This is a genomic window from Mycobacterium sp. NGS35 (genome assembly GCF_059812855.1).
Map to the genome: position 1 here is coordinate 241,523 of NZ_JCALDL010000006.1, position 17,745 is coordinate 259,267.

General features: G+C 65.4%; 17 protein-coding genes and 1 pseudogene. 10 read left to right on the forward strand and 8 right to left on the reverse strand.

The window, feature by feature from the left end:
* Both AC5Y4C_RS12915 and AC5Y4C_RS12920 read right to left on the reverse strand, forming a co-directional pair.
* Positions 1-480, reverse strand: coding sequence for a hemerythrin domain-containing protein (locus AC5Y4C_RS12915; protein ID WP_499910759.1), 480 nt, complete (start codon positions 478-480; stop codon positions 1-3).
* Positions 477-1,406 carry a Rieske (2Fe-2S) protein gene (locus tag AC5Y4C_RS12920; protein WP_499951937.1) on the reverse strand — a complete coding sequence of 310 codons (930 nt, stop codon included), beginning with the start codon at positions 1,404-1,406 and terminating at the stop codon, positions 477-479. Before AC5Y4C_RS12920 ends, AC5Y4C_RS12915 begins: the two co-directional genes overlap by 4 nt.
* Before the next feature lie 194 nt (positions 1,407-1,600).
* Here AC5Y4C_RS12920 and AC5Y4C_RS12925 point away from each other — a divergent pair, with 194 nt between their 5' ends.
* Positions 1,601-3,490 carry a glycosyltransferase gene (locus AC5Y4C_RS12925; RefSeq protein ID WP_499961360.1) on the forward strand — a complete coding sequence of 630 codons (1,890 nt, stop codon included), beginning with the start codon at positions 1,601-1,603 and terminating at the stop codon, positions 3,488-3,490.
* A gap of 7 nt (positions 3,491-3,497) precedes the next feature.
* Here AC5Y4C_RS12925 and AC5Y4C_RS12930 read toward each other — a convergent pair whose 3' ends face one another.
* Positions 3,498-4,364, reverse strand: coding sequence for a class I SAM-dependent methyltransferase (locus AC5Y4C_RS12930; protein ID WP_499952054.1), 867 nt, complete (start codon positions 4,362-4,364; stop codon positions 3,498-3,500).
* 44 nt (positions 4,365-4,408) lie between these two features.
* Between AC5Y4C_RS12930 and AC5Y4C_RS12935 the strand changes: the two genes are divergently transcribed.
* The 5 genes from AC5Y4C_RS12935 to AC5Y4C_RS12955 all read left to right on the forward strand — a co-directional run bounded on the left by AC5Y4C_RS12935 (position 4,409) and on the right by AC5Y4C_RS12955 (position 11,008).
* Positions 4,409-5,482, forward strand: a complete 1,074-nt coding sequence (locus tag AC5Y4C_RS12935; RefSeq protein ID WP_499951939.1) for a phosphotransferase family protein — start codon at positions 4,409-4,411, stop codon at positions 5,480-5,482.
* Positions 5,483-5,553: 71 nt separating this feature from the next.
* The gene (gene ponA2, locus AC5Y4C_RS12940; RefSeq protein WP_499951941.1) at positions 5,554-8,022 is read left to right on the forward strand and encodes a transglycosylase/D,D-transpeptidase PonA2; all 2,469 of its coding nucleotides are present in this window, start codon (positions 5,554-5,556) and stop codon (positions 8,020-8,022) included.
* 130 nt (positions 8,023-8,152) lie between these two features.
* A complete protein-coding gene (gene lpqS, locus AC5Y4C_RS12945; protein WP_499951942.1) occupies positions 8,153-8,542 on the forward strand; it encodes a putative copper homeostasis (lipo)protein LpqS in 390 nt (129 codons plus the stop codon).
* A gap of 103 nt (positions 8,543-8,645) precedes the next feature.
* Positions 8,646-9,755 (forward strand): PLP-dependent cysteine synthase family protein, encoded by a 1,110-nt coding sequence (locus AC5Y4C_RS12950; RefSeq protein WP_499951943.1) that lies wholly within the window; start codon positions 8,646-8,648, stop codon positions 9,753-9,755.
* Positions 9,752-11,008 (forward strand): MFS transporter, encoded by a 1,257-nt coding sequence (locus tag AC5Y4C_RS12955; protein ID WP_499952056.1) that lies wholly within the window; start codon positions 9,752-9,754, stop codon positions 11,006-11,008. Before AC5Y4C_RS12950 ends, AC5Y4C_RS12955 begins: the two co-directional genes overlap by 4 nt.
* Positions 11,009-11,311: 303 nt before the next feature.
* Here AC5Y4C_RS12955 and AC5Y4C_RS12960 read toward each other — a convergent pair whose 3' ends face one another.
* Genes AC5Y4C_RS12960 through AC5Y4C_RS12980 form a run of 5 tightly spaced genes read right to left on the reverse strand, consistent with a single transcriptional unit; the run spans position 11,312 to position 14,426 of the window.
* Positions 11,312-11,923: a maleylpyruvate isomerase family mycothiol-dependent enzyme gene (locus AC5Y4C_RS12960; protein ID WP_499952057.1), complete on the reverse strand. Its 612-nt coding sequence runs from the start codon at positions 11,921-11,923 to the stop codon at positions 11,312-11,314.
* Between the two features lie 19 nt (positions 11,924-11,942).
* The gene (locus AC5Y4C_RS12965) at positions 11,943-12,437 is read right to left on the reverse strand and encodes an SRPBCC family protein (RefSeq protein WP_499951945.1); all 495 of its coding nucleotides are present in this window, start codon (positions 12,435-12,437) and stop codon (positions 11,943-11,945) included.
* 5 nt (positions 12,438-12,442) lie between these two features.
* Entirely contained in the window at positions 12,443-12,805 is a 363-nt protein-coding gene (locus AC5Y4C_RS12970; protein ID WP_499952059.1) for an ArsR/SmtB family transcription factor, read from the reverse strand.
* Between the two features lie 34 nt (positions 12,806-12,839).
* Positions 12,840-13,022: a DUF8730 family Cys-rich protein gene (locus AC5Y4C_RS12975; protein ID WP_499951947.1), complete on the reverse strand. Its 183-nt coding sequence runs from the start codon at positions 13,020-13,022 to the stop codon at positions 12,840-12,842.
* A gap of 24 nt (positions 13,023-13,046) precedes the next feature.
* The gene (locus AC5Y4C_RS12980; protein ID WP_499951949.1) at positions 13,047-14,426 is read right to left on the reverse strand and encodes a rhodanese-like domain-containing protein; all 1,380 of its coding nucleotides are present in this window, start codon (positions 14,424-14,426) and stop codon (positions 13,047-13,049) included.
* A 288-nt stretch (positions 14,427-14,714) separates the two neighbouring features.
* Here AC5Y4C_RS12980 and AC5Y4C_RS12985 point away from each other — a divergent pair, with 288 nt between their 5' ends.
* The 4 genes and pseudogenes from AC5Y4C_RS12985 (at position 14,715) to AC5Y4C_RS13000 (ending at position 17,710) form a co-directional block, all read left to right on the forward strand.
* Entirely contained in the window at positions 14,715-15,590 is an 876-nt protein-coding gene (locus AC5Y4C_RS12985; protein WP_499951953.1) for a sulfite exporter TauE/SafE family protein, read from the forward strand.
* A gap of 54 nt (positions 15,591-15,644) precedes the next feature.
* A complete protein-coding gene (locus tag AC5Y4C_RS12990; protein WP_499952061.1) occupies positions 15,645-15,914 on the forward strand; it encodes a metal-sensitive transcriptional regulator in 270 nt (89 codons plus the stop codon).
* A 77-nt stretch (positions 15,915-15,991) separates the two neighbouring features.
* A complete protein-coding gene (locus AC5Y4C_RS12995; RefSeq protein WP_499951955.1) occupies positions 15,992-16,315 on the forward strand; it encodes a rhodanese-like domain-containing protein in 324 nt (107 codons plus the stop codon).
* Positions 16,316-16,508: 193 nt separating this feature from the next.
* Positions 16,509-17,710 (forward strand): annotated as a pseudogene (locus tag AC5Y4C_RS13000) (IS481 family transposase).
* Positions 17,711-17,745: the final 35 nt, after the last annotated feature.

The window sequence follows — 17,745 nt, forward strand, 5'->3', positions numbered from 1 at the left end:
TCACAACGCGCGCAACAGCGCCGAGCGCCCTTTCACGCGCAACTTCTCGATGCGCGACTCGCGCAATTGGCCGATGCGCGCGGCCATCTGGTCACCGAGCCGGTCCAAGAAAGCCTGTTCCAGCTCCACGGGCGGCGGGCAGAGGTCACGCTCCTCTTCGTTGGCGTGGGCGTCGAGCACCGTGACGAATGCCTGCCATTCGTCTTCGTATTCCGGCGCCGAGGGAGCGGTACGCAACAGCACCACGAGCTGGTCCCAGACTTGGCGATGCTCGGCGTGCGCGATCGCGACGAGCTTGCTGGCCGCCGACACTGCCGGATAGAACAGGTCGTCTTCGATGCGCATGTGGATGTCGAGTTCCATGAGCAGTTCATCCAGGGCGGCCTCCCGGTCAGCGGAGCCCGGCGACGCCGCGGAGATCGTCTTGCACAGTGCGCGCAACACGTCGTGGTGTTCGAAGAGCACGTCGTAGGCGTTCACGGTGTCTCCTGGCGACCCGTGCCGCGCACTTCCACCAGGCCGTCACGGACGCGGGTCGGGTAACGGGGCAGCGCCGCCGTCGCCGGTCCTCGCAACACCTCCCCGGACTGGCATGCGAATCGCGAGCCGTGCCAGGGGCACACGATCTCGCCGCGGTCGATCCAGCCGTCGGCCATCGGCGCCCCGAGGTGCGGACAGCTTTCGCCGACGGCCAGGACCCGGTCGTCGTCGCGGTACAGCACCACCCCGATCCCGTCCACCAGTACGCGGCGCGGCTGCCCGTCGAGCGCCGCCAACGGCAACGCGGGCCGCCATTCGTCCACGGTCAATCGGGCGCCGGAGCGGTCCACTCCCATACCCTCGCCGTACACCAGCGCGGCGCCGAGGTAAGCGCTGGCAATCGTGAGCCCGTAGCCCACCCCCGTGCCGAGGATGCCCCTGACATGCCGGCCGCGTCGGCGGTCGCGCCACGACTGCACGTACAGGCCGGTGGCTACAACGTTCACGGCGCCGTGCGCCAGGCCGACGCGGCGTAACTGCTCGTGGGTGTGCTGCCAGTCGGTCAGCCCGGTTGCCGCCGCGCCGACGCTGCCGAGAATTCCGACGCCCATCGCAAACTTCGACGCGTCACGCAAAGCGGCCCTGCGGGCGGGCAACACACCGGCCGCGTCCATTGCGACCGTGGTAGCGATCGCACCCGTGGGCAGCGACGTCAGGGCCGGATGCAGCGGATGCCCGAGCCAGGTTCCGTGCAACGCATTGCTGACCCGCTCGCGGTATCTGCCCAACGCCGCAAACGCAAAAGTCAGCACATGTTCGAGCCGGTAGCTCGGCCGGTCCAGCCACTCCTGGCGGCCGACCCGGTCGACTAAGTACGTGCCGGCGTCTCGGCAGCGGTTCTCTGGATCACTCGACGCGGTGTTCATGACCGTCCCCTCCCGACCCCGACTCCCTACCGGTGCCACGAAGCGGAGAACGGTTTGGTTCAGGGTCGCGACGGTTCAGGCCCCCACCGGGCCGTTTCGCGAAGGGTGACGACGCCGCCGACTTGTTAGTCTCCTTGCGGGTCCATGTGGATCTTCCGCGTGAGAACAGGCCCTCGTCACGACGTAGGAGCAGCATGAGCGAGCGCGAACGGGGCGCGCCGGGTCATGGCGGCACCGACGCGCTCAAACAGGCGCTGACCGAACACGCCGCACCCGAGCGGCTGGTGGTGGCCCGCGGCCTGTTCGCCGGCCCGAGCCCAAAGGTGCCCGACGAACTGTACGCGCAGGTGGTGAAGGGTAAGGCCCGTCGCGAACGTCACGCGCTGCACCTCGAGCACGGCGCGACCGTCGACACCAACACCTACTTCGGGCGGCTGCCCGCCGCCTACTTCCAGCGCTGGACCACCGTCACCGAGGTCCAGCTGAAGCTGCTGTTCGACACGTCCAGCCCGGCGCGGCTGCTGCTGCGTGCCTCGGATGCGCACGGCAACCCTCGGACGGTCGCGAGCACCGAGGTGGCCGGCACCGGCACTGCGGTGCTGTCGGCTCGCCTCAACGAGTACCTCGACGGCGGTGCGCTGTGGATGGAATGCACGGCCGTCGGTGGGCCGCTGACGATCACCGACCTGGAGTGGACCGTGCCCGCTCCGCCGTCGATCCGACCGACCGCGATCGCGATCTGCACGTTCAACCGGGCCGACGAATGCGCGGCCACGGTCGCGGCGATCGCCGGGGACAAGACGCTGCTGGCCGAGATCGACGCGGTGTATGTGACCGACCAGGGCACCGACGCCGTCGCGAGCCGGCCGCTGTTCAACGACGCCGCCGCGCAGCTCGGCGACAAGCTGGTGTATCTTCGTCAGCCGAATCTTGGTGGGGCAGGCGGATTTACCCGCGGCCTCTACGAGGTGTCCAGCATCGCCGACCACGCCAACGTCATCCTGATGGACGACGACATCCTGTGTGAACCCGAATCGGTGTTGCGGCTCAACGCTTTTGCGAACCTGACCCCGACGCCCACCTGCGTGGGTGCGCAGATGCTGTTGCTGAAGGATCCGCGAAAGCTGCTCACCAGTGCCGAAGAGACGGACCTGGTGAAGATCCGCTCGGGCCGCTGGGTGCCGAACTCGCTGCACTTTTCCGACATGGTCAAACATCAGCAGGAAAAGCGGGTGGACGCCGAGTACAACGCCTGGTGGTCGTGTCTGATCCCGTCGGAGGTGATCACGGCGATCGGCCTTCCGATCCCGTCCTTCTTCCAATGGGACGACATCGAATACGGCTTGCGCGCTCTGGCTAACGGCTTCCCCACCGTGACACTGCCCAACGCCGGCGTGTGGCACGCGGACTTCCACTGGAAGGACCGCGACGACTTCACCCGCTACTTCCAGGTGCGCAACGCGTTGATCACTTATGCGCTGCACAGCAACATCGACGCGCCGACCACCGCGCGATGGCTGGCGCGGGAGATCACCGAACATCTGGTCTCCATGCAATATGGGTTGGCGCACACGGTGATTCGAGGGATCGAAGACTTCCTCGCCGGACCGGAGATCCTGCGCGACGGTGGGGCGGCCGCGTTGGCGCGAATCCGTCAGGAGCGTTCGGCGTACCCCGAGACCGTGATGCATCCGGCGGCCGAGATCACCGAACTCACCGGCGCTGTGCCTCGGGTGCGCCCGCGCGGCTACCTGCCACGCAAGGACAGGCTGAACCTGGTGCTGGCCAAGCGTGCGGTGTACCAGTGGCTGGGGCGCACCATCCCCGGGCCCGTCGCTGTCACGTCCGACGACAACACGTGGTGGCACACATCGCTGTTCGACCACGTCGTGGTCACCGACGCCTCCCAGGCCGGGGTGCGAATTCGTCGGCGCGACAAGCGAAAACTGGTGAAGCTCACCCGGCGGGCAGCCAAGGCGCTGCGGCGATTCCGCACACAAGCACCGACGGTGCAGGAGCAGTACCGGGCAGCGCTGCCGGAGTTGATCAGTCGCGAGAACTGGTCGCGTCTGTTCAACAGCTGACCGCTCGCTAATGCAGGCGGACGACCACCTGCTCGTTGTTGCCGGTGTAGGCGAGGTATTCGAAAGTGCGCCCGGTGCGGGCGATGAACTCGTCGAATGCCCGGTATTCGTGGTGTTGCCAGCCCGGGTAGTTGAAGTACTCGTCGAACAGCAGCACTGCGTCGGGGGCAAGCCGATCACCGACGAGGTCGAGCACGGTCTTGGTCGACGAGTACAGGTCGGCGTCCAGATGCAGGAATGCGACGGGTTCGTCGTGCTCGGCGAGAAACGGCGGCAGCGACTCTTCGAACAGCCCGGTCACCAGCGTGGCGCCCCGGATCTGTTTAGGCGGCTCTTGCGCGAATTCGCCTGCGGTGAAACCGGTTCGCCACGTCTCGGGCAGCCCTTCGAAGCTGTCGAAGCCGAACACCGCACGGTCCCGGCTCACCGTGTCGGCGATGATGGTGAGCGTGGTGCCGGTAGCCACGCCGAACTCGAGCGCCAAGCCGGGGCCCTTGATCTCGTTGAGCGCGAACCGCAGTGTGTCGTGGGGATGCCAGAACACCGCGGCCTTAGGCATGTGCTCGAACACGAACGCGGCGGTCTCGTCGGTCACCCGTAGATCCTCGGCGTACCAGATGTCGCGCCGGGCACGGAATTCCAGTTCGTTCTGGCGGCGGATCACCTCGTCGATGCGGTCCGCGACGGCACCGAGGCGGGCATCGACGTCGTCGAGATGACGGTCGACGCGCTCGATCGCGGCGAGGACGTCGGCAGTCAGATCTTGTGCAGACCGCTGCGTGTGCGCACGTTCGTCGCCGAGCTTCTCGCTGACGACCTCGGCCACCGCTCGTTGCAGCTTCTCCCGAGCCGCGGTCTTGAGCCGGTCGAGCATGCCCATGCCTTTGACCTTAACGGTGCGACTACGGTCTTCTGTCAATGGAAGGTGCCGCCGAACTCGTTCCTGTGCTGCCGGCTCACCGTTTCGACGAGGCCGCGCTGTCACGCTACCTGCGTTCCCGGTTGCCGGGTTTCGACGGTGAGGTGCAAGTTCGGCAGTTCCAGGGCGGCCAGAGCAACCCCACGTATCACCTGCACACCTCTGCGGGCGATTTCGTGCTGCGCAAGAAGCCGCCGGGCAAGCTGCTGCCACGGGCCCATGAGGTGGAGCGCGAATACCGCGTCATGTCGGCGCTGGCCGACACCGAGGTGCCGGTGCCGCGCATGCGGTTGCTGTGCGAGGACGAAAGCGTCATTGGCACAACGTTTTTCGTGATGGACTACGTCGCAGGGCGGATCTTCCCCGATCGGGTGTTGCGTGAAGGCACACCCGAACATCGCGCGGCGGTGTACGACGATCTGGCGCGGGTGCTCGCGGCACTGCACCGGGTCGACTGGCGCGCCGTCGGATTGGACGGTTTCGGCAAGCCGCAGGGCTACATGCAACGCCAAGTGGCGCTGTGGACCAGACAGTGGGAGGCCGCCCGGGTCGAAGAGATGCCGGCGATGGACAACTTGGCGCGATGGCTGCCGCAGCATCTGCCTTCCGACGACGGACCCGCGTGCATTGCCCACGGCGACTACCGGCTGGGCAACGTGCTGCTTCATCCGACGCAGCCGCGGGTGGTCGCGGTGCTGGACTGGGAGCTCGCCACGATCGGCCATCCGCTGGCGGACCTCGGTTACACATGCCTGACCTATCACCTGCCCGCCGAACAGGGCGGCCGCAACGGCGTGGCCGGTGAGGATCTGTCCGGCACCGGCATTCCGACTCAGCAGGAGTTTGTCGAAAGCTACTGCCGGTATGCCGGCCGCGAGGTGCCGCCCTCGCTCGACGTGTTCATCGTGTTCTCGCTGTTCCGGCTCGCGTCGATCGTGGCGGGCGTGTGGCGGCGCGGTTTGGACGGCAACGCCGCCGACGCGCGCGCCGGCACGTCGGAGTTTCGTGACCGCTACCGCGCGCTCGCGCAGAAGGGTTGGGAGCTGGCCCGGCAGCTGCCGTCGTCGGGCTAGCCGCTGGCTCGTGGCCACGCCAAACGCGGCGTGCATCGAATCCTGTCCTACGGCGCGGATAATGTCTGGGTATGGGGGAGCGCCCGACGATCTCCGCGACGGTCGTCAAGTTGATGTGGTGCTGTCTGCTGGCCGGCGTGCTGGCAGCAGGCGTGATGTTTCCGTTGGCCGGCAGTATCGGGCTGCTGTCCAACCGGGCGTCCGACGTGGTGGCCGGCGGGTCGGCGCAGCTGATCGAGGGCGAGATTCCGCAGGTGTCGACGATGGTCGACACGTCCGGCAACACGATCGCGTGGATCTACAGCCAGCGCCGCTTCGAGGTGCCGACCGAGCAGATCGCCGACACGATGAAGCTGGCCATCGTCTCGATCGAAGACAAGCGGTTCCCCGAGCACAGCGGCGTGGACTGGCAGGGCACGCTGACCGGTCTGCACGGGTACCTGTCGGGCGACATCGACGCCCGCGGCGGATCGACAATCGAGCAGCAGTTGGTGAAGAACTATCAGCTGCTGGTGACTGCCCAGACCGACGCCGAGCGCCGAGCGGCAGTGGAGATCACCCCGGCCCGGAAGCTGCGCGAGATCAGGATGGCGCTGACGCTCGACAAGACGCTGTCCAAGCCTGAGATCCTCACCCGCTACCTAAATTTGGTGTCGTTCGGCAACGGCGCGTACGGCGTGCAGGACGCGGCGCAGACGTACTTCGGGGTCAACGCTTCGCAGCTGAACTGGCAGCAAGCCGCGCTGCTGGCCGGCATGGTGAAGTCGACGAGCACGCTTGATCCCTACCTCAACCCCGACGGGGCGCTGCAACGCCGAAACCTGGTGCTGGACACCATGATTCAGAACTTCCCGGCCCACGCGGACGCGTTGCGCGCGGCGAAGGCCCAGCCACTGGGTGTGCTGCCACGGCCGAAGCAGCTGCCGGGTGGCTGCATCGCGGCCGGCGACCGCGCGTTCTTCTGTGACTATGTCTTGGAGTACCTGGCCAGGGCCGGTATCAGCCGCGAGCAGGTGGCGCGCGGCGGTTATCTGATCCGCACCTCGCTCGATCCCAAAGTGCAGGCGTCGGTGAAACAGGCGGTCGACAACGTCGCACGCCCGACGCTCGACGGGGTGGCGAACGTGATGAGCGTGATCCGGCCCGGCAAGAATTCGCATCAGGTCATGGCGATGGCCAGCAACCGGACGTACGGGCTGAACGTCGACGCGGACGAGACCATGCAGCCGCAGCCGTTCTCGCTCGTCGGCGACGGCGCTGGGTCGATCTACAAGATCTTCACCACTGCGGCCGCGATGGAAATGGGCATGGGGATCAACACCCAGCTGGACGTGCCGAGCTTCTTCCAGGCCAAGGGGCTCGGCAGCAGCGATACGCCGGGATGTCCGCGGGAGACCTGGTGTGTCCGCAACGCCGGGCGCTACCGCGGTTCGATGAACGTGACCGAGGCGTTGGCCACCTCACCGAACACCGCGTTCGCCAAGTTGATCCAGCAGGTGGGAGTGCCGCGGGCCGTCGACATGGCGGTCCGGCTCGGGATGCGGTCATACGCCACTCCGGGAACAGCGCGGGCCTATGACCCGCAGAGCAACCAGAGCCTGGCCGACTTCATCAAGGAACGCAACATGGGCTCGTTCACACTGGGTCCGTTCCAGCTCAACGCGCTGGAGCTGTCCAATGTGGCGGCGACGCTGGCGTCGGGTGGGGTGTGGTGTCCGCCCAGCCCGATCGACAAGATCGTCGACCGCCACGGCAAAGAGGTGCCGTTGACCGCTCAGCCGTGCGAGCAGGTGGTGCCCGAGGGATTGGCCAACACGCTCGCCAATGCGCTGAGCCGCGACGACCAGCCCGGCGGCACCGCGGCGGGGTCGGCCGGGTCCGTCGGCTGGACGCTGCCGATGTCGGGCAAGACCGGCACCACCGAGTCGCACCGGTCGTCGGGATTCGTCGGCTTCACCAACCACTACGCGGCGGCCGTGTACATCTTCGACGACTCCAACGTGCCGTCGGGCATCTGTTCCTTTCCGCTGCGCAAGTGCTATGGCGGCGACCTGTACGGGGGCAGCGAGCCGGCGCGGACATGGTTCGAGGCGATGAAGCCGATCGCCAACGATTTCGGCGAGGTGAAGCTGCCGCCGACCGACCCCCGCTACGTCGACGGCGCGCCGGGCGGCCGAGTGCCGCCGGTGTCGGGATTGAATCTGGATGCGGCACGCCAGCGGCTGAAGGATGCGGGTTTCCAGGTGGCCGACCAGCCGACGCAGGTGAACAGCTATGCCGCGTACGGTGCGGTCGTCGGCACCACACCGAGCGGTCAGACGATCCCGGGGTCCGTCGTCACGATCAACATCAGCAACGGGGTCGCGCCGGCTCCGCCGCCTGTGGAGCGGGCGCCCGAACGCCCACCGGTGGAGGCGCCGGAAGGGCCGCCGCCTCCATCGCCGGATCAGGCGGTCGTCGAGATCCCGGGCCTGCCGCCGATCAATCTTCCCGTGCTCGAGCCGCCCGCCCCGCCGCCTGCCGAGCCGCCACCGCAATAAGTTCTCCTCCGCAATAAAGTTCTGGGGCTACGCGCATGCCGCCGTTCGCTATTGCCGCTGTGTCACAACACGGACTCAACTTGTCGACGCCTCAGAGTGCGGTCGTGGCGATGCTACGATCGGCACCATTGTGAGCCATGCCGATGCCTGTGCCGCCAGGCTGCGTTCGGCGGTTGCGTTGGTGGCGACTGTCGCGCTGCTTGCCATCGCCACATTCCTTGCGCTGCCTCGATCTGAAGTGCAGGCACACCATTCACACGACGGCACGGCGGCCATCCTTCTCGACCATCCCCATCTCGGCACAGAGAGTGCACCGGCACCGCCTCAGACACTCTCCGCTGCGCTGGCGCCTCGCTCGGCCCCGACCCTGATCGCGTTGGGCACCGTGGCCGGGCTCGGCGCAGCGGCCCTCCTCGTTGTTCACGCGGTCGGGCTCGCAACGCGCGGGCCACCACGCGGCCGCGCCGCTTTGCCGTCGGGTCGAGAAGTCTTGACCCGGCTCTGCATCGCTCGTCGCTGACAAGTCATCCTCAGACCGTCGTGCACTCAGCATGACGGTCGGTGACTGTTATCCACGTCAGCAGCTGTGAGTCATGCAGCTCCGATGCAGAGGCAACCATCACATGAAGAACCTGTTGTCCAATGACGTCATCGACCAATGCGCTTGTCAGCCAAAAGCGTTGGGCCGCTACCACCGCCCGGCCACCATGGTCGGTCACACACCAGTGCTTCGGATCTCGGAGCCCTTTGCACCACCGGGCCAGGGCTTCTGGGCCAAACTCGAAGGATTCAGTCCGGGTGGAATGAAAGACCGTCCCGCCATGCACATGGTCGAGCGCGGTCGAAGCCGCGGTGATCTGCGTCCGGGGGCACGCATCATCGAGTCAACCAGCGGCACACTGGGATTGGGACTAGCCCTCGCCGGCACCGTGTATCGGCACCCCGTCACGCTGGTCACCGACCCCGGGATGGAACCGATCATTCAGCGCATGTTGACTGCATACGGCGCCGAAGTCGAACTGGTGTCCGAGCCGCACCCCACCGGCGGGTGGCAGCAGGCGCGAAGGGATCGGGTAGCAGAACTGCTCAGCGAAGACCCATATGCCTGGTATCCCGACCAATACAACAACCCAGACAACGTCGACGCCTATCGGTCGCTGGGCCTGGAACTCATAGCACAACTGGAGCACATCGACGTGCTGGTCTGCTCGGTCGGAACCGGCGGACATTCCGCTGGAGTGGCTCGGGTGCTGCGACAGTTCAACACTGAGCTGCAGTTGATCGGCGTGGACACGGTGGGTTCGACGATCTTCGGACAGCCAGCCGCCGCCCGGCTGATGCGCGGCCTCGGTTCGAGCATCTACCCCGGGAATGTCGACTATGACGCGTTCACCGAGGTGCACTGGGTCGCTCCCGCAGAGGCGGTGTGGGCCTGCCGCACGCTGGCGGCGACTCACTACGCGAGCGGGGGTTGGAGCGTCGGTGCGGTCGCACTCGTCGCCGGGTGGGCGGCACGGAAGTACCCGCGAGACACCACAATCGCCGCGGTATTTCCTGACGGGCCACAACGCTATTTCGACACCGTCTACAACGACGACTACTGCCGTCACCATGGCCTATTCGACCAGATACCGCCCGACGAGCCCGACGTCATCTCAACTCCGTTCGACAAGGTTGTGCGGTCGTGGACCAGGTGCACCACGGTGGTCGATCCGGTGAAGGCGGCGCGATGATCGGATTCCTGTCTATGTTCCGCACCTTCGACAGGCCCAGCCAGGTCCTGATGATCAACCAGTTCGGCATCAACCTCGGCTTCTACATGCTGATGCCGTATCTGGCCAACTACCTGGCCGGGCCTCTGGGATTAGCGGCGTGGGCTGTCGGGCTGGTGCTCGGCGTGCGCAACTTCTCACAGCAGGGAATGTTCATCGTCGGTGGCACACTTGCCGATCGGCTCGGCTTCAAGCCGCTCATTGTCGCCGGCTGCCTGCTGCGCACAGCAGGATTCGGCATGCTGGTGTTCGCTCACTCACTCCCGATGGTGCTCATCGCCTCCGCCGCAACGGGTTTCGCGGGCGCGTTGTTCAATCCGGCAGTACGCGCCTACCTGGCCGCTGACGCCCGGGAGCGTCGGGTGGACGCGTTCGCCATGTTCAACATCTTCTACCAGGCTGGGATCCTGATCGGCCCATTGGTGGGATTGGCGTTGGTGGCGTTCGATTTCCGGATGACGGCCCTGGCCGCGGCAGCCGTCTTCGCGGTGCTCACAGTGGCACAACTATGCGCCCTGCCCCAACACAGTGCCGATGCACCCGCTGAGAAAGGCTCCGTCCTCGATGACTGGCGCACGGTGGTGGCCAACCGATCATTCCTGTGGTTCGCGGCGGCGATGATCGGTTCCTATGTGCTGTCGTTTCAGGTCTATCTCGCTTTGCCGCTGCAGGCCGCGAATCTATCCCGGGGATCCGAATCGGTGCTGGTGGCTTCAGTCTTCGTGGTATCGGGTGTGATTGCCGTAGCCGGGCAGTTGCGCATCACCCGCTGGTTCGCTGGACGGTGGGGGCCCGGCCGCAGCTTGATGATCGGGATCGTGATCTTGGCGGTAGCCTATGTTCCGCTCATTATGGTTCCGAATACGGCCCGCTTCGGGTTCGTGATTGCGGTCGCCGCGCTTCTGCTCTGCGCCGCGTTGCTCGCCGTCGGTTCGGCAGCGATCTTTCCGTTCGAGATGGACACCGTCGTCACATTGTCCGCCGAGCGGCTCGTGGCTACCCACTATGGCTTCTACAACACGATTGTGGGCGTCGGAATCCTCGTCGGCAATCTGGCGACCGGTTCCATGATGGGCGCCGCCCGCCGCGCTGACGTCGAGTACCTCTTCTGGGCTGGGCTGGCCCTGGTGGGAGTGTTGGCCGCGTTGGCACTGCGTCGCCTGGACCGTCGCGGCCAACTGCAAGGCGCCGGAGCGAAACAGAGCGCGATCTAACCGCTGGCTCAACATTTTTGGCGTCGAATCGATCGACGACATCCCCGCAGGGGATTGATGTCCGTGCTGGTGGAATCGGTGCTTGTCCGATCCGCCTACACCCAGTGTAGGTGCAGCGCCGTCCCCGCAGACGAGGTTTCGCAGCGACTACGGCTGCTGCGGGCGATTCGTAGGGAGCATGACAGCGCACGTGCGAATCGCAGGAACCGGCGGCCGAATCAGCCACTGCGATCGCAGAACATCCGTGTCTTCGACGGACATGGCCGGCCGGACCGGCTGAACCAGGGCTGTAGCTGAGTGCAGCTAGGTAATTCGTTGAGCCAGAAGCGTTTTGCCCGGCCCGCTGACTTGATCCAACGCGTCAGCGCGCGCAGCCATGCACATCAGCAGCGCCTCTCCCGGCCCGTGCACGTCTGGTCCGCTGCCGTGGCTCCAGTCGACGTCGGTGGCGACGAGCCGCACTCCACGCGTGCGCCTCGCCCCGCGAACAGCGGGAACTGTGAGCGCGAAATTGAGCACGGCCGTCAAGCGGTCGGAAGGAATGTCACGCTGAATTCCCAGCGGTCGCCGGACGTCTTGCTGATGGATCATGCCGTCGACCAGAGCGATCATTCCGCCGAACCCAGCCGGGAGCCCCCGCGGCCGAATGCATGCACGCATCAACTCAGTGAGTTCCTCGGGTGAGCGCCTCGCATATTCAATGACACCGAGCTGGTTGACGCGGTCAGGCACGAACCAGCCCTTAGTGAAACGACGGACTAGTTCCCAGCGAGTCAATTCGTCGTAGCTGAGAACATGGGCCACAACATCACGCACCCGCCACCGTTCACACAAGCTGGGTTCTTCCCATTGCTCGGGTGTCAGTTGCCCGAGTAATTCCGCGAAGTCCTTCCGTTCGTCGCAAGCCATCTCCATTGTGGACACCGTCCGATTGTCACCCTCCACGGTGAGTTTCGGCCAGGGCCGCGAAGCGAGTGAGGGTGCCTGTCCACCCGTCGGGGTGATCGAACGCTGCGCGCATCCGCTCTGTGGCATCTCCGTAGCGCTGCAGATTACGGTGGCGCAGGTCCACCCGCGTTCGTCCAGAGTCTTCCGGCGTGAACGTCACCTCCACCTCGGTCTGGAAATCGGCGTCGAATTTCCAGTCGGCGTCAATTTGCCACAGCAACACGACCTTTCGCGGCGGATCCCATACCCCGACGCGGCCCCACTGACACTCACTGCCGTCCGTGCCGCGCTCGAACCAGCGGCCGCCGTCGTGTGGTTCCAGCACAACCTCGGCGATCTCTGACGTCCCGATTGAGTGCTCTTTGGGCCAGTAGTCGGTCATCCGAGCTGTAAACAACTCGAAGGCCTGTTCTGGCGATAGCGGCACACTCACCGATCGGGAAACCTCGACGGCGGCTGCTGATTCAGTACTCATTGACATACTCCTCAGTTCTTAGCGCGACGGCGCGGCGCTTTGTTGATGGTTTTTTCCGCTTCAGCAGCGGCGAGAATGGCGAAGTTGTCCAGCGCGGACTCCCAGAACCGGTCGAAGTAGTCCCGCACGGCACTCAGGCCCGCTTGGTTGATGCGGTACAGCCGCCGAGTCCCTGCTGCTGACTCGGTGACCAGTTCAGCCTCCTTGAGAACCCGCAGATGCTGGGACACCGCCGGGCGTGACACCGGGAGCTGGTCGGCCAAGACACCGACCGGCATGGGACCGTCGGCCAGCTTTTCTAGAATCGCCCGTCGGGTTCGGTCCCCGAGAGCGTCCAACACGGTATGAGGGGAGGCCGCCACATTGGTAAGCATGAACGAACGGTAAGTGTCTGTCAACCGTTCGTTGTTACTTACTATTGGGGGTGAGCGGCCGCACGATGAGTCTATTGGAGCGATCGAACGATTCAGAAGCTTGGGCGCACTGGCACCGGTCTGAGTCCGGCACGGTACTCATGACTGCATCGACGTGGTGGCCACAGCCGGCCCAGCCGGTCTTGCCGCACACCGCACACCGCACGGGGTAGCACATGTGAATCTCCCTCGAGTACAAGTCTTACGCGGCCGCATGGGCCGCGGCCCACTCGTTGTAGCCACCGGCCAGGTCAGAGACATTGCGGAAGCCAAGCGCCCGCAATAGTGAGGCGGCGACGCTCGAGCGCCACCCTCCGGCGCAGTGCACGACGATCGGCTTGTCGGTAGGCACCTCGTCGATCCGAGCGCGTAACTGGGCCAGCGGGATGTGGATTGCGCCGGGGATGGTGCCGTTCGCCAACTCTCCGGCATTGCGAATGTCGATGACCGTGACCTCGTCGTCGGACAGCCTGCGGTCCAGTTCGCTGACCGTGACCCGTGCTGCCTGCTGGATGAGGTCGGACAACTCGGCCGGGAAAACCCTGTCACGATCGACGTTCAGGTACCCGATGACGTTGTCCGAACCGATGCGCGACAGCCGCACGGCGGCGAACTGCTCGTCACCGGGATAGGTGATCAGCGCGATCTTGTCGCCGACCTCGGCAACCATGCCTCCGGTCTCGGCGAACCGCCCGTCGAATCCGACGTTGACCGAGCCTCGCAGATGACCGGCAGCGAAGTCGTCGACCGAACGCGCGTCGACGACGCGGATCCCGCTGTCGAGGGCGGAACGGATCTGCGCCGCTGTCAGTAAAGGAACCCTTCGCGACTGATCCAGCAGCGGATGCACCCGCTTGTTCATCGCGGCGTCGACGGTGAAGTACGACGGCGCGGCGGGCTGGCCCTTGGTGATCATGTCGACGAACTCGTCCTCGCTCATCGGCTGCGCTGACGGGTTGGTGCGACGCTGCTCACCGATCGTCGACGTTAGCTCGGTCGACAGGTTCTTGCCGCACGACGAGCCGGCGCCATGTGCGGGCATGACTGTGACGGAGTCCGGCAATGCGAAAAGCTTGTCGTGGATGCTGTGGTACATCGCGCGAGCCAAGTCGGTCGTCGAGCTGTCGCCGATGTTGACCAGATCGGGGCGCCCGACATCGCCGATGAACAACGAGTCACCGGTGAGCACTGCCGTTGGGTGCGCCTCGCGATGGGCTCGCACCACCACGCTGATCGACTCCCAGGTGTGCCCCGGAGTCCAGAGGATCTCCAAGTCGACCTCGCCGAGTGAGATGTGCTCGCCGTCAGCCAATCGGCGGATCGGATAGTCCGTATCGGCCGCCTCACCGAAGCCGATCCAGGCGCCGGTGGCGTCGACCAGTTCAAGGTGCCCGGACACGAAGTCCGCATGGAAGTGGGTGTTGATCACGCCCTCGATGGTCAAGCCGTATCGCTCGGCATCCGCTAGGTAGTCACCGATGTCGCGGCGTGGATCGACGACGACCGCGCGGCCGGAGGTCTCGTCTCCGACCAGGTACGACGCCTGCGACAGACATTCGATGTAGTACTGCTCGAGGATCATCGCTATCCCTACTCTCTCTGCGGGTCACGCCATCATGCATATACCCCTACGGGTATGTCAAGTACCTCCCGGGGTATCCGTATTCCCCTCTTGCATATACCCCGGCCTGTATGCGTATGATCAGCGTAGATACCCCTATGGGTATATACGAAAATCGAAAGCGGGCCCCATGGATAAGCCGCATGCCGTCCCCACCACCGCTGCCGAGCGTGGACGCTGCGATCTGGCAGGGAATCTCGTCAGAGTGTCCAGTTGCCCGGCTCAGCACTCCGAGGCGCGGTGAGGAACATGCTCGCGTTGACCGTCGTGCTGGCCGTTTTCGTCGGCATCTCGCTGGGCCTCCTGGGCGGCGGCGGCTCGATCCTGATGGTGCCGCTGCTGGTATACGTCGCCGGGATGGAGGCCGAAGCCGCCATCGCGATGTCATTGCTGGTGGTGGGCGTGACCAGTGCATTCGCAACGATGGCCCCCGCCCGAGCTGGACAGGTGCAGTGGCGCGTCGCCGCCTTCTTCGGCGTCGCCGCCATGGCGGGCGCGTACGGCGGTGGCCGGCTCGCGCGGTTCGTGCCCGGCACGGTCCTCATGGTCGTGTTCGCCGTCATCATGGTGGCGGCGGCCGTCGCGATGCTGCGTGGCCGGAAGGAGACGGCGGCCACTTGCGGCCGACCGAGGCTGCCCTTACTCAAGGTCGCCGCGCTGGGCATTGGGGTCGGCGCGATCAGTGGCCTCGTCGGGGCAGGCGGGGGATTTCTGCTGGTTCCTGCGCTCGCGCTGTTAGGCGGCCTGGCCATGCGGGCAGCTATCGGGACCTCGCTGGTGGTGATTGCTATGCAGTCGTTCGCAGGACTGGCCGGTCACCTGGCCACCGAACACGTCGAATGGCGGATAGCTGCGATGGTGACAACCGCAGCGGTGGTGGGCGCCGTCGTCGGCGGCCGGCTGGTGACGCTGATCAATCCGATGGTGTTGCGGCAGGTTTTCGGCTGGTTCGTCCTGGTAATGGCGTCGGTGATTCTGGCTGAAGAAACCAGTCTCGTCATCGGCGGGTTAGCCGCAGGCCTGACCTTCGTCGGCGCAGGCGTCTACCTCAGCTGCAGTCGCACCACTCACTGTCCCGTGCGGTGGGTCGGGGCACACTGGCACCTTGGTGCCGCCTCTAGCTGAGCGACCAATACCCCCGAGGGTACGATGAGCCTCAGGTGACGGAAGGCACGAATGATGATTGGCGACGAAGAGGCCATCGCCGCGGTACTGAACCGGCTGCGCCGCGCCCAGGGGCAATTGGCCGGGGTGATCTCGATGATCGAGCAGGGACGCGACTGCAAAGACGTCGTCACTCAGCTCGCTGCAGTGTCGCGGGCGCTGGACCGCGCCGGCTTCAAGATCGTGGCCACGGGCCTGCGGGAGTGCGTGTCCGGCTCCGACGCCAACGGTGAACGGCCGATGACCGAGGCCGAACTGGAGAAGTTGTTCCTGGCGCTGGCATGAGAGTCAGGTGGCTTGCTGTTGTGATCGCTGCGGCCGCAGTCGGCTCAGTGTCGTGCGGCGCCGAGCACAGTGCGAGCGTGGCCTCCAGCCGACTCGTGGGTGCGAGCGAATTCGCCGATGCGGTGGCCGAACCCGGCCGGGTGACGATCAATGTGCATGTCCCCTACGAAGGCGACATCCCAGGCACCGATCTGTCGGTCCCGTTCGACCGCATCGGCGAGGAGTCCGCTCGATTGCCGGCGGACCGGGGCACTCCGCTAGCGATCTATTGTCGTCGCGGGCCGATGAGCGCGGCGGCGGCCACCGAGCTCGGCAGGCTCGGATATACCGACGTGGTGGAACTCGACGGCGGGATGCTGGCGTGGCAGGCCAGCGGGCGCCCGTTGACGTTCGGACGCTGAGACTCTGCGCCGTTTCACACTGCGTACAGATCGCGATCACAGCGAAGATTGCGATCTGCACCCAGAATCAGGCAGAAAAATTGGCTCTGGCGGAGGTGTGTGAGTTCACGACATAGGTGACAGGTGAGTCGCGTCATGGGTTACACCTGTGTCGATGGCCGATGAGTCGCGTCATAGGTGACAGTCATGGCACATGTCGAAAGCGCGTGTGGTTGTCCTCGAAGTCATCAGTGGTCGGTTATCGGTCAGCGCCGCATCCCGCAGCTATGGTCTGTCTCGCCAGCACATACACCGATTGCTCAAGCGCTATCACCAGGGCGGCCTGCAAGCGGTCGATCCGCGCTCGCGTCGCCCTGCCAGCAACCCCCGCGCGGTGTCAGACGAAGTCATCGCCGCGGTAGTACTCACCCGAGAGAAGCTGACCGGCGAGGGTCTGGACGCCGGCCCGCTGACCTTGCAAGGGCATTTGGCCGATCAGGGCCTGCCGGTGCCGTCCACGTCGACCATCCGGCGCATCCTGCACCACCACGGCAAGATCACCCCTCAACCACGTAAACGGCCCCGCAGCTCCTACCACCGCTTTCAAGCCGAGCAACCCAACGAATGCTGGCAATCGGATTTCACCCACTGGAGCCTGGCCGACGGCACCGACGTCGAGATCCTCAACTGGCTCGACGACCACTCCCGATACCTGCTCGCCTGCACCGCCCACCGCCGCGTAACCGGCACCGACGTCGTGGCCAGCTTCACCGCCACCGCCGAACAATTCGGCCTGCCCGCCTCCACGTTGACCGACAACGGAGCGGTCTACACCTCGCGATTCACCCACGGCCACAACGACTTCGAACGCCTCCTGGCCAGTTTGGGCATCACCCAAAAAAACGGCAAACCCGGACACCCCCAGACCCAAGGCAAAATCGAACGCTTCCACCAAACCCTCAAACGCTGGCTCGCCGCACGACCCCGACCCGCCACACTGACCGAACTGCAAAACCTGCTCGACACCTTCGCCAGCATCGACAACACCCAACGCGCCCACCGCGCCCACCCCAAACACACCACCCCCCAACAGGCCTACAACGCCAGACCCAAAGACCACCCCCGCAGACAACCCAGCGCACACTTTCGCATCCGCCACGACACCGTCGACCAATTCGGCAAACTCACCCTGCGCCACGCCAGCCGCCTGCACCACCTCGGCGTCGGCCGCGCCCACGCCCATACGCCCGTACTGATCCTCGTGGCCGACCACACCGTCACCGTCATCAGCAAAACCGGCTACCACCTCCTCAGCAGCCACACCATCGACCCCCACCGCAACTACTGGCGCAACCAACAAAAAACCCCGGCCGATGGCCAGGGCAACCTGTAACCGATGACCCGACTCAGGTGTAACCCATGACCCGACTCATCACATTGGCGGTGGCGGA

Bases quoted from the DNA above. Each gene is read 5' to 3' on its own strand.
- AC5Y4C_RS12920 (WP_499951937.1), bottom strand. From the start codon at position 1,406: ATGAACACCGCGTCGAGTGATCCAGAGAACCGCTGCCGAGACGCCGGC.
- AC5Y4C_RS12925 (WP_499961360.1), top strand. From the start codon at position 1,601: ATGAGCGAGCGCGAACGGGGCGCGCCGGGTCATGGCGGCACCGACGCG.
- AC5Y4C_RS12930 (WP_499952054.1), bottom strand. From the start codon at position 4,364: ATGCTCGACCGGCTCAAGACCGCGGCTCGGGAGAAGCTGCAACGAGCG.
- AC5Y4C_RS12935 (WP_499951939.1), top strand. From the start codon at position 4,409: ATGGAAGGTGCCGCCGAACTCGTTCCTGTGCTGCCGGCTCACCGTTTC.
- ponA2 (WP_499951941.1), top strand. From the start codon at position 5,554: ATGGGGGAGCGCCCGACGATCTCCGCGACGGTCGTCAAGTTGATGTGG.
- AC5Y4C_RS12950 (WP_499951943.1), top strand. From the start codon at position 8,646: ATGAAGAACCTGTTGTCCAATGACGTCATCGACCAATGCGCTTGTCAG.
- AC5Y4C_RS12955 (WP_499952056.1), top strand. From the start codon at position 9,752: ATGATCGGATTCCTGTCTATGTTCCGCACCTTCGACAGGCCCAGCCAG.
- AC5Y4C_RS12960 (WP_499952057.1), bottom strand. From the start codon at position 11,923: ATGGAGATGGCTTGCGACGAACGGAAGGACTTCGCGGAATTACTCGGG.
- AC5Y4C_RS12965 (WP_499951945.1), bottom strand. From the start codon at position 12,437: ATGTCAATGAGTACTGAATCAGCAGCCGCCGTCGAGGTTTCCCGATCG.
- AC5Y4C_RS12970 (WP_499952059.1), bottom strand. From the start codon at position 12,805: ATGCTTACCAATGTGGCGGCCTCCCCTCATACCGTGTTGGACGCTCTC.
- AC5Y4C_RS12975 (WP_499951947.1), bottom strand. From the start codon at position 13,022: ATGTGCTACCCCGTGCGGTGTGCGGTGTGCGGCAAGACCGGCTGGGCC.
- AC5Y4C_RS12980 (WP_499951949.1), bottom strand. From the start codon at position 14,426: ATGATCCTCGAGCAGTACTACATCGAATGTCTGTCGCAGGCGTCGTAC.
- AC5Y4C_RS12985 (WP_499951953.1), top strand. From the start codon at position 14,715: ATGCTCGCGTTGACCGTCGTGCTGGCCGTTTTCGTCGGCATCTCGCTG.
- AC5Y4C_RS12990 (WP_499952061.1), top strand. From the start codon at position 15,645: ATGATTGGCGACGAAGAGGCCATCGCCGCGGTACTGAACCGGCTGCGC.